This is a genomic window from Streptomyces sp. MnatMP-M17, assembly GCF_900091995.1.
In the GTDB taxonomy this organism is placed as follows: Bacteria; Actinomycetota; Actinomycetes; order Streptomycetales; family Streptomycetaceae; genus Streptomyces.
Map to the genome: position 1 here is coordinate 1 of NZ_FMDK01001162.1, position 1,310 is coordinate 1,310.

Below are 1,310 nucleotides of genomic sequence, written 5' to 3' on the forward strand. Positions count from 1 at the left end.
CCGCGTCGGGATGACGCGGGCCGACGGCAGCGGGGTTCGTGGTGGGTCGGCTTGTACGGGAGTTCAGTTTGCGCGGGAGGCCTGCCAGGCGCTGAGCACCGCACCGTAGAACGTGGCGTCCGGCAACTCGGCCGGTACGGGGCCCATGTGCAGGAAGCCGACGTTCGCGGTGGCCGCGTCCGCGCCGAGCCTGCGCGCGAAGTCGAAGCCCTTGGCGTCCTCCTCGCCGAATGCCACGATCTGCCAGAAGAGCGGCAGCCCGGCGGCGTCGGCGAAGGCCTGCTCGGCGGCGCGTACGGCGTTGGGCGCACCGTCCGTCTGGAAGATCACCAGCGCGGGCCCGGTGGAACCGGACTTCTCGTGGAGCGCCACTACCTCCTCGACCGCGAAGTGGTAGTGCGTACGTCCCATCCGGCCGAGGGAGCCGTGCAGTTCGTCGACCTTGCCCTCGTACGAGCCGAGACCGATCTCGCCGGTCCCGTCGATCTCGGTGGAGAAGAACACGACGGGCACGGTCGCGCTGCCGTCCAGATGCGCGGAGAGCGCGAGCGCCTGCTCACCGAGGTGCTGGGCGCTGCCGTCCTTGTAGTACGGCCGCATGGACCCGGACCGGTCCAGAACCAGATACACGGTGGCCCGCTCGCCGCCGAGCCCAAGCTTCTTGAGCGCGGCCCCGGCGGCCTTGTAGTGCTGGACAAGCCCAGGAGCAAGGGACTTGACGCGAGCGAGGGAGAGAGCGGACTGTCCGTTTTCGGCGGCGGGTACGGGCTCCGACGTGTCGTCGGCGTCGGCCGCGAGGACGGGCTCGGTCTCGGCCGTGGCCGGAACGCCGGCCTCCGGCGCGGGCGTTGCGATGGGCTCGGCGTCGGGCGCCGGCTCCGGCTCGGTCTCGGCCGTGAGTACGGCCTCCGGCTCGGGTGCGGCCGTTACGTCGGCGTCCGGTACCGGCGCCCCGGCGGGCTCGGTCTCGGCTACGGCCGTGACTTCCGCCTCCGGCGCGGGCGTAACCACCGGCTCGGGCCCGGTTTCCCGTTCCGGTACGGCCGTTACCTCCGCCTCGGCCCGGACCTCCGCCTCCGGCACGGGCGTTGTCGCGGGCTCCGGGGTCCGTACCTCTGGGAACGGGTCCGGTTCTGTGGAGGTTTGGGCCGGGACCGTTGCCGCGAGTGCGGGCTCCTCGGGGTCGGGCGTGTGGGCGCGGGAGATCTGGGGCGGCACGCTCAGGTCCGGTTCCGGCGCGCGCGGGTTGTCGAAGGCCGCGGCCACCAGGTCCGCCGCCGCTGCCTCCGCCGAGGGCGCCGACGCCGTTA

General features: G+C 72.9%; 1 protein-coding gene. It reads right to left on the bottom strand.

Annotated features, from left to right (window positions below; translation table 11 throughout):
- Window positions 1–63 precede the first annotated feature (63 nt).
- The coding region (locus GA0115259_RS37300) for a VWA domain-containing protein (RefSeq protein WP_107469415.1) at window positions 64–1,310 on the bottom strand (1,247 nt) is incomplete at its 5' end.